Below are 9,222 nucleotides of genomic sequence, written 5' to 3'. Positions count from 1 at the left end.
TTCTGCCTCTTCATGGTTGAAATGGCGCTCGGCGTTGTCGCGCGAAACCTGCCGCAGATGAATATGTTCGCCATCGGCATTCCCGTGAAAATCGTTGTCGGGCTCATCACGCTGTCCCTGTGGTTTGCCGGCGTAGGTGGCGTCATGACGCGGGTTTACCGCAGCATCTACACGACCTGGGATTCCATGTTGTCCCAGGATGCGTCTCAAAGCACATTTGCGCCGGGAGCCGTCCATGGCCGATGAGCAAGACCTTGACCGCAATGAAGCGGYGACGCCTCACAAGCTTCTCAGGGCGCAGGAAAAAGGGCAGGTCGCCAAAAGCCCGGAAGTCATTTCGGCGCTGGTGTGGACGGTGGCTTCCGTTTACCTGACATGGAAGGGCTGGGACAGCGTCAGGGACCAATTCGTTTTCGACCAGAGCCTGTTGCTTCGCATCGCTGGTCTGGATCCCAATGGCGGAGCGCTGTGGCCTCTTGCATCCCAGGTGGTCAAGGGGGCAATGATGCAGCTGCTGCCTTTTTTCGCCGTCATCATGCTCACCGCCGCGCTGGCCAACCTGATGCAGACAGGGCCGATGTTCACCACGGATCCCCTCAAGGCGGATTTCGACAGGCTCAATCCGGTCAACGGGTTCAAGAAAGTGTTTTCGATGCGAACCCTGTTTGATGCGGCAAGGGCCTGCATCAAGCTGATGCTTCTTGCCGGTGTTTCCTGGTTCGCGCTCAAAAGCCTGGCACCTCACTTCTTTGGCGTGGCCGGCCTTTCACCGCTGGCTTACCTGCGCACCTTGCTCCAGGACGCGGCCTCTTTGAGCATGAAGATGGCTTTGATTCTGGTGATGATCGCCGCCGTGGACTGGATGTACACACGGCGCGAGTTCTCCAAAAAGATGAAGATGAGCCGCAGGGAACTGAAAGACGAATCAAAAAACCGGGAAGGTGATCCTCGCATCCGTGCGCGGCTCAGGGAGCTGCGTCGGGAAGCGCTGAAGCGCACACTAACGGTGCGCAACACAAAAAATGCCGATGTGTTGTTGACGAATCCGACGCATGTGGCGGTCGCCTTGCGCTACAGGCATGGCGAGATGTCGTCTCCGCAGATGGTGGCCAAGGGCGCCGGCCGGGTCGCAGGAGCCATGAGAAAAATAGCGAGCGAGAACAACATCCCCATCGTGCAAAACCCCGTTCTGGCCCGCAGGCTCTTCCGCGAGCTTGCTGTGGAACAGCATGTGCCCCAAGCCATGTATGCCGAAGTGGCGCGAATCATCGTCTGGGTCTTTGCCATGCGCGAACGCCGGCAGGGGATGGCCGCGACATGAAAGCCCTGCAGGGTTTCCTCACCAAACACAGCGACATCGTTATGGTGCTGCTGGTGCTGGGTGTACTGGTGGTATTGTTCGCGCCCATCCCGAGCCCGCTACTGGACTTCCTGATCCTGCTGAACTTCAGCTTCGCGTTTTTGATTCTGATGCTGACGTTCTACATGGCGCGACCTGTCGAGTTTTCGACGTTCCCTTCGCTGCTGTTGATTGCCACCCTGTTCCGGCTGTCGCTGAACGTCGCCGCCACCCGCCTGATTCTTTCGGACGGCGACGCTGGCCGGGTGATCGCCGCTGTGGGCTCCTATGTTGTTGGCGGGAACTACGTGATCGGCCTGATTATTTTCCTGATCCTGATCGTCGTCCAGTACGTGGTGATCACCAGCGGCGCTCAGCGCGTCTCCGAGGTGGCCGCCCGATTCACGCTGGACAGCATGCCCGGCGCGCAAATGAGCGTGGACGCGGATCTGAACATGGGTTTCATTGACCAGGCCGAAGCGCAGCGCCGCCGCAAGAACATCGAGAAAGAGGCGGCTTTTTACGGCGCGATGGACGGCGCAAGCAAGTTCGTTAAAGGCGACGCCATCGCGGGCATCCTGATACTGCTCATCAACATTGTGGGAGGCTTGCTGATCGGTATCATGCAGCGCGGCCTGCCGTGGGGTGATGCGCTCAAAACCTATACCCTGCTGACCATAGGCGATGGCATCGTGACCCAGGTGCCGGCGCTGGTCATTGCCCTGGGAACCGGGATCATTGTTACCCGTTCGGCTTCGGATGCCAACCTGAGCAAAGAGGCTTTGCGGCAGATCACCTCATTTCCCAAAACATTGCTGCTGGTGGCTACAGCCCTGGCGGGCCTGTTGATCCTGCCTGGTATTCCTGCGGTCCCCACGCTCATACTGCTTTGTCTTTCGGGGCTGGGCGCCTGGATGGTGTATCGCGGGGCGCATACCGGTGCCATTGCCAGGGAAGAAGCGGCGGCGGGCCAGGAGGGAAAATCGGCTGACGGCAGTGACGCTGGCGGCAAGGACGATCCCTATGCACACCTGACCGTTGAACCCATCGAGGTCCAGGTGGGTTCCCGCTGGGTTCCTCTGGTGAACGAAAAGGGTGGCTCTTTCCTCGAAAGAATTGCCGCCTTCCGCCATCAGCATGCGCAGGAGCTTGGGCTGGTCTTGCCACGCATACGCTTCAAGGATGCACCGCGCCTTGGGCCGGACCGATACGAGATTTACCTTGACGGGGCCCTGAGTGCCAAGGGTGAGGTTCGCGCGGACCGCCTGCTTGCCATTCATCCTCAGGGCGACGTGACAGCCATTTCCGGAGAAGTCACGAAAGACCCCACCTACGGCCTGCCGGCCGTTTGGATAGAAGAGTCACAGCGGGATGCGGCCACCCGCGCCCGGTTCACGCTGGTGGATGCCTCCAGCGTTTTCATGACGCACCTCACCGAGGTCTTGCGGCGCGAATCCTCCACACTGCTGACACGGGCCGAAACCGACCGCCTGCTGGGCCGGGTGCGCCAGAACCAGCCCGGCCTGGTCGAAGAACTTGTGCCGACAGTCCTTTCGATCAGCGACGTGCAAAAGGTGCTGCAGAACCTCCTCAAAGAGAAGGTTTCGATACGGCATATGGAGGCGATTCTGGAAACTCTCACGGACGCTGGCCGGCAATCCAAGGAGACCGGCTACCTGACGGAGGTTGTGCGCCACAGGCTGGGTTCCGCGATATGCCAGGGCTTGCTCGGGGAGGCCAATGCGTTGCACGTTCTCACACTCGACCCGGCCATTGAAAGTCGCTTCATTCAAGGCGTGCAAAATTCCCGTGCCGAGGGTTCCARCCAGGCCGCGGGTCAGTTCGTCCTGGAACCGCAAATGGCCGAAAAATTCATCGGCAAACTGGTGCAGCAAGCGGAAAAGATGATGAAAAGCAATTTGCTGCCAGTGCTGCTCTGCTCTCCCGAGCTTCGCCGGCACGTGCGTGCCTTGTCCGAGCGGGTAATGCCGCATCTGCGTGTGCTGTCCATGGCCGAGATCCCGCACAACATCGAACTCAAGTCGTATGGTGTGGTGAGCTTTTAAGCAACCCGTGCATTTTTGTCCTGCAACTCAATCCGAACCATGACCAATATTCTCTCCGTCGCTTTGCAAAGCATGCACCAGGACAGCATCCGTCTTGAAAGGGTCGGCATGAACCTGGCCAACGCCTTGACCATAGGCTACAAGCGGGAGGTCGTTTCGGTCCAGCCCACCCCCTATTCCCAACTCGGCGCCTCCTTCTCCGCGCAGGTCGATGCGTTGTCGCAGCAGGTAGACGCGACCGGCGGCCTGCTGAAAACGCAGACGGACCTTCGCCCCGGCACACTCAAGTCCACCGGACAAAATCTGGATCTCGCGTTGGACGGAGACGGCTTCTTTGAGGTCTCAACGGCGTCCGGCCCGGCCTACACGCGGCAGGGTTCCTTCCACCTGGACGGTCAGGGGCGGTTGGTGAATGCCCAGGGACACCCGGTGATGGGTAAAGGCGGCGCCATCTTTTTGACGACACGCAATCCCTCGATTGATTCCAGGGGCTATGTATTTGAAGGCCCCAAGTCCGGAGCAGCCGGCATTGCCGCCAACCGCTTGTCCGCGCAAGAGCCGGTGGCCCAGCTCAAGGTGATGCAGCTAGAGGCGTCGCAGACGCTCCGGCATCTCGGGGAGGGGCTTGTCGCTTCGGAGAGTCCGGCCGGCATGATGAACGATGTCGATGTCCAGGTACGCCAGGGCTTTCTCGAAAACTCCAATGTTTCGTCCATGCAGGAGATGGTGCAACTGATGCAGACGATGCGGCATTTCGAGTCGATGCAAAAGGTCGCGACAGGTTACGACGAAATGATGGGGACAGCCATTCGAAAGCTCGGCGATCTTGCCTGAGCCCGTTTTCACTACACACAAACCAGAGGAGTTTTATGTTCGATGCGCTCTATATTGGTGCGACCGGCATGCAGGCCCAGCAGATGAATGTGGACACGATCGCCAACAATCTGGCCAACGTCAACACCACGGGATTTAAAAAAGGCCGACTGACGTTCTCGGATCTGGTCACGCGTTCGGCCGCGCCGCTCCCTTTGGCGAATGCCGGCGCGCCGCAGGGCCTCATGGATGCGGTTACGAGAGTGGGGGCGGGCGTTGGCATAGGCGGCATGGCCAAGCTTTTCGACATGGGCGACCTCAAGAAAACGGAGTCCGCGTYCGACGTTGCAATTGAAGGTGACGGCTTCATGGAGGTGACTTTGCCTGATGGGTCACAGGCTTATGCGCGCGGCGGCACGCTGAGGGTCAACAAGGAGGGCCTGCTGGCAACCCAGGCAGGCTATGCGCTGAAACCTGGCCTGAGCATTCCCGACAATGCGCAGGCCTTRCTGATCGACACGGATGGCACCGTGCGGATCCGTTTGGCGAATCAGGCCACGCCTGTGGAGATCGGGCAGATTGACCTGGTGCGATTCTCCAATCCGCAAGCTCTGTTGGCGCAGGGGGACAACCYCTACCGGCCGACCGAGGCCGCCGGCGACCCGGTCGTCGGCAAACCTGGAGAAGAGGGCTTGGGGCGGATTGCCCAGGGATTTCTGGAAGGCTCCAACGTCAAGCTGGTCGACGAGATGGTGAACCTGATGATCGCGCAGCGCGCTTATGAAGCCAGCGTCAAGGTTGTGCAGGCATCCGACGAGATGCTCGGCATGGTCAATGCGCTGCGCCGCTAAGAAAACACTGATGCGTGGTGTTCGCTTTTTTGGGTTCCTGCCTTCCGGTGTCGAGGCGGCGGGTCTCTGCCTGCTTGCGCTCTGGGCGGCTCCCGCGCAGCCTCTTCAGGCACAAACCGCTGCGAGCATGGCGCGTATCAGCCTGCCGGAGCATGTGCAGGTCAGCCACAGCGACGTGCGCTTGGGCGACGTTGCCAGCCTTGCCAGCCCGGACCCGGCGACCTTGCGGCGCCTGATGGCTTTGCCGCTGGGCCGCGCGCCGCGTGCCGGCCAGTCCTTTGTCCTGGAACGGGATGTCCTTGCCCGGTGGATACGGGGTCACGCGGGCCTTCAAGGAGATCAAATCACCTGGCAGGGCGCTGCGTTCACTGACATCAGCCTGCGCAGCCGCGACATACCCGGCGAGGATATCGTCGCCCTCGCGGACAAGACACTCCGGCAGCAACTGCGCGGCCAACTACCGGCCGGCACTCGCATCGAACTGCAGCCGGTGACCGTGCCGCGCGACCTGGTAGTCGCCGATGAACTGGTGGAGATCAATCCCCGTGCTCAGGGTGCGGCGGCACTGGCTTCCAGAATGACGGTCTGGATCGATGTGGGCAGTGCTGGCAGAGTGCAAAGATCGGTGGCGGTCGTTTTTGAGGTTGTGGTCTACGGGCCGGTGGTGGTTGCCACCAGAGACATTCCCGCAGGTGCGTCCCTCCTGGCGGGCGATGTGGAGCTGCGTGAACAAAACATTGCCGCAGCCGCAGCTTCGCAGAAAAATCCGGCGCGCCAGTTTTCTGACGGCCAGCGTTTGCGCCGCCCGATTCGGGCCGGCGAAACCTTGACGGCGGCCCACACGGAAGCCGTTCCCGATGTGGCGCGCGGGAGCTGGGCCGTGCTCGAAACGCGCCAGGCCGGCCTGAATGTGCAGAGCCGTGCGGAAGTGCTGCAGGACGGCCGCGCCGGCCAGATGGTTCAAGTCAAGCCCGTCAATGCTACGGCCAGTTTGTTAGCCCGGGTCGCAGGCCCGGGCCGTGTGGAGATGTACCCATGATTTTTTCAGCTTCCAAACCTGGCAATGAATTGCGGAACAACTTTGCAGCCGCGCGCCTGGCCGCGTTGGGGCTGGTGCTGTGCTGCTGGGCCTGCCTGTCGCATGCGCAGGGAGTCAGCCTCTACGATGAAAAGACTTATCGCCCCTTGACGGCCGACAACAAGGCCTTTCGCGTGGGAGATGTCCTCACCGTTCAGGTGTTTGRAAACTCCAGTGCCAGCAGCAGCGCGGACACGGACACCCGAAGAAAAAACAGCCTGTCGGCGGACCTGAGCCACCGTGGTGAAAGCAAAGCCCAGACGGGCGTCAACGTGGCCAGCGACTTTGACGGCGGGGGGCGCACCCAGCGCGCCAACCGGCTATTGGTCACGCTGTCGGTGACGGTTCGCGAGATTTTGCCTAACGGCGACATGGCAGTGACGGGCGAGCAGATGCTGACGGTCAACCAGGAACCGCAACGCGTCACGCTCGAGGGGCGCGTGAGGCCCGTGGACGTGTCCGACGGCAACATCGTTCTTTCCACGAGATTGGCCGACGCGAAAATCACCTATGTCGGCGAGGGCGATATCGCTGAACGCAACCAGCGGCCCTGGTGGCGGAAATTGCTCGATTGGACAGGGTTTTGAAAATGGCGCTCACTTCATTTCTGCAGTCGAGGTTTGTCTCCCGGCTTCGTATCATTCCGGTACTCATTTGCTGTGCGCTCTGTCTGGTGGCACCGGCTTCGCATGGTCAGACTGGCCTGATCCGAATCAAGGACTTGGGCAAACTCCAGGGGTGGCGAGACAACGCATTGACGGGTACCGGCATCGTGACCGGCCTCGCCGGAACGGGCGACTCACCGACGAACCGGGCCACCCGGCAGGCATTGTCCAATGCGATGTCCCAGTTCAATCTCAGCGTGCCGCCTGAACAGATCCAAAGCCGGAATGTGGCTGTCGTCATGGTCAGCGCTTCGCTGCCGAGTTTCGCCCGGCCCGGCGACACATTGGACATCACGGTGTCTTCGACAGGCGACGCACGCAGCCTGGTGGGCGGCAGCTTGTTGCAAGTGCCGTTGAAAGCGGCGAACGGCCGTGTCTATGCACTGGCGCAGGGGCCGCTGTCGGTTGGAGGCTACCGTTATGATTCCAACGGCAACGTGTTGCAGAAGAACCACCCGACAGTGGGAGCGGTGCCCAATGGCGCGACCGTTGAGGTCGGCACGGCCAAAGCCCCCATGGAGCCCGGATCCACCGGCACCGCCATTCCCAACGTAACCTTCCTGCTTGCCGAGCCGGACTACACCACGGCGAACCGGATTGCGTTGGCCATCAACACCCAGCTGGGTGCCAACCTGGCCCAGGCGCGCGACGCCTCAGGCATCGACATCGATGTGCCGGAAAGCCAGCGCGGCAGCCTGGTAGCTTTCCTGTCGCGCCTGGAGTCCGTCACGGTCGAGCCCGACAGGCGGGCCAAAGTGGTGATCAACGAACGCACGGGCACAGTCGTTGCGGGCGGGGATGTGCGCATCGCCAAGGTAGCCATCACCCATGGTGATTTGAAGATTGCCATCACCGAGCAGAACGGCGTTTCGCAACCCTTCTTTATCGGCGAGGCCGGGCCGGGCGTGCGCACCGCCTTGGTTAGCAATACCCGGATCGACGTGGATGAGCGCAACGGCCCGGGTTTTGTGGCTGGCGGAACCACTGTGACAGACCTGGTCCAGTCGCTCGCCAAACTAAAGACCAACACCCGCGACATCATCTCGATTCTGCGGGCCGTCAAGGCTGCCGGCGCCCTGCATGCCGAACTCGTCGTCCAGTAGTTCCGACGTCTACACCAGAGGTACACCCATGTCCAACAGTATCGAATCCATTACGACGGCCGCGCTGTCATTGGCGCTTGACGCGGCTTCGGCAAGGCAGCAAGTCATTGCCAACAACATCGCCAACGCGAATACGGAAGGCTTTGTGCCGCAGGCCCTTGACTTCGAGGGCCAGCTTGAACAGGCCCGCAGAGCCCTGCGCGAACGCGGCCGGCTCGACGAGGCGGCGTTGGGAGACATGAAGTTCCGGCAACAACCGATGCTGCGCATCGACGGCCAGCCGGCGCGCGTAGAGCTGGATGTCGAGGTGGGGAACATGGCCCGTAACGCGGTCCAGTACCAGGCGCTGGTGAAAGGGCTTTCGCGCCACCTCGCCATGCTTTCGTCGGCAGCGACGGAAGGCAAGAAATAGTTCGACCGATCACTCACGTATTGGACCTGCACCTATGGATTACTCCGATTCCTTTGCCATCAGCGCCGCCGGCATGAGCCTGGAGCGCACGCGCGCCGACGTGGCCTCACTCAATTTGGCCAATGCCAACACCATTCAAGAGACGGGCGGTCCCCAGTACCGGCCGCTCCGCGTGGTGGCTCGAGCTGCCGCGATGGTGGCATCCGGCTCACCGGCATTCGCTGATCTTTTCAGCCGCGGGGTTAACGGTGCAGGCCTGACCGGTACATCGGCACCTGCCGTGGTGTCGGTTGAGCCGACTGATTTGCCGCCACGAATGGTCTATGAACCGGGTCACCCGCTGGCCAACGACAAGGGTTTTGTGGCTTACACCGGTGTGGATAGCGCGACCGAGATGGTGACGCTGATGAGCGCCATGCGCTCCTATGAGGCCAACGTGGCAGCGATGAATTCGGCACGCACCATGGCTTTGAAGGCACTCGAAATTGGAGGCGCATGATGAGCACCGAAATGATCGCACCCATTGCCGCGGCAACAAGCGTCGACATTTCCCAGTTCCAGCCGATGAGTGAAAGACTGCAGGGCGCGGGGTCCTTCGGCGCCATGGTCACCCAGGGCCTGCAGCAGGTCAACGAACAGCTGCTCGCCACGCAGGGCGATCTCCAGGCGCTGGCCGTGGGGGACGTCCAGAACCTGCACCAGGTCATGATCCGCATGGAAGAAAGCCGGATTGCTTTTCAGCTGATGATGCAGGTTCGCAATCGCCTGCTTGAGGCGTACCAGGACGTCATGAAGATGCAGATATAGCCACGGGGCTTGTTCGAACCTGTTTTAAAGAAGAAAGCTGAAGCAATGATCGATTTCTGGAAAGGGCTCACCCAGCCGGCGCGTGCGC

Annotated in this window: 11 protein-coding genes; all 11 read left to right on the top strand. The window is 61.0% G+C overall.

The window, feature by feature from the left end; translation table 11 throughout:
- The coding region (locus tag AC1D1X_RS08790; RefSeq protein WP_477698148.1) for a flagellar biosynthetic protein FliR at window positions 1-246 on the top strand (246 nt) is incomplete at its 5' end.
- Complete coding sequence (locus AC1D1X_RS08785; RefSeq protein WP_477698147.1) at window positions 236-1,321, top strand: EscU/YscU/HrcU family type III secretion system export apparatus switch protein; 1,086 nt, start codon at window positions 236-238, stop codon at window positions 1,319-1,321. The genes AC1D1X_RS08790 and AC1D1X_RS08785, both read left to right, overlap by 11 nt.
- Window positions 1,318-3,405 carry a flagellar biosynthesis protein FlhA gene (flhA, locus tag AC1D1X_RS08780; protein WP_477698146.1) on the top strand — a complete coding sequence of 696 codons (2,088 nt, stop codon included), beginning with the start codon at window positions 1,318-1,320 and terminating at the stop codon, window positions 3,403-3,405. Before AC1D1X_RS08785 ends, flhA begins: the two co-directional genes overlap by 4 nt.
- A gap of 39 nt (window positions 3,406-3,444) precedes the next feature.
- Window positions 3,445-4,239 carry a flagellar hook-basal body protein gene (locus tag AC1D1X_RS08775; protein WP_477669653.1) on the top strand — a complete coding sequence of 265 codons (795 nt, stop codon included), beginning with the start codon at window positions 3,445-3,447 and terminating at the stop codon, window positions 4,237-4,239.
- Between the two features lie 35 nt (window positions 4,240-4,274).
- The gene (gene flgG / locus AC1D1X_RS08770; protein ID WP_477698145.1) at window positions 4,275-5,069 is read left to right on the top strand and encodes a flagellar basal-body rod protein FlgG; all 795 of its coding nucleotides are present in this window, start codon (window positions 4,275-4,277) and stop codon (window positions 5,067-5,069) included.
- A 10-nt stretch (window positions 5,070-5,079) separates the two neighbouring features.
- Window positions 5,080-6,108, top strand: a complete 1,029-nt coding sequence (flgA, locus tag AC1D1X_RS08765) for a flagellar basal body P-ring formation chaperone FlgA (protein ID WP_477669651.1) — start codon at window positions 5,080-5,082, stop codon at window positions 6,106-6,108.
- Window positions 6,105-6,734, top strand: coding sequence for a flagellar basal body L-ring protein FlgH (locus AC1D1X_RS08760; protein WP_477698144.1), 630 nt, complete (start codon window positions 6,105-6,107; stop codon window positions 6,732-6,734). The genes flgA and AC1D1X_RS08760 overlap by 4 nt, the downstream gene beginning before the upstream one ends.
- A 134-nt stretch (window positions 6,735-6,868) precedes the next feature.
- Window positions 6,869-7,915, top strand: a complete 1,047-nt coding sequence (locus AC1D1X_RS08755; RefSeq protein WP_477669649.1) for a flagellar basal body P-ring protein FlgI — start codon at window positions 6,869-6,871, stop codon at window positions 7,913-7,915.
- A gap of 28 nt (window positions 7,916-7,943) precedes the next feature.
- Window positions 7,944-8,327, top strand: a complete 384-nt coding sequence (gene flgB / locus AC1D1X_RS08750; RefSeq protein ID WP_477669648.1) for a flagellar basal body rod protein FlgB — start codon at window positions 7,944-7,946, stop codon at window positions 8,325-8,327.
- Between the two features lie 34 nt (window positions 8,328-8,361).
- Window positions 8,362-8,826 carry a flagellar basal body rod protein FlgC gene (gene flgC / locus AC1D1X_RS08745; protein ID WP_477669647.1) on the top strand — a complete coding sequence of 155 codons (465 nt, stop codon included), beginning with the start codon at window positions 8,362-8,364 and terminating at the stop codon, window positions 8,824-8,826.
- Window positions 8,826-9,134, top strand: a complete 309-nt coding sequence (gene fliE / locus AC1D1X_RS08740) for a flagellar hook-basal body complex protein FliE (RefSeq protein ID WP_477669646.1) — start codon at window positions 8,826-8,828, stop codon at window positions 9,132-9,134. The genes flgC and fliE overlap by 1 nt, the downstream gene beginning before the upstream one ends.
- Window positions 9,135-9,222: the final 88 nt, after the last annotated feature.

Source organism: Polaromonas sp. P1_G4, from assembly GCF_056405475.1.
Note: the sequence above shows the minus strand (reverse complement) of the source record. Positions and strands in the feature narration are given on the sequence as shown.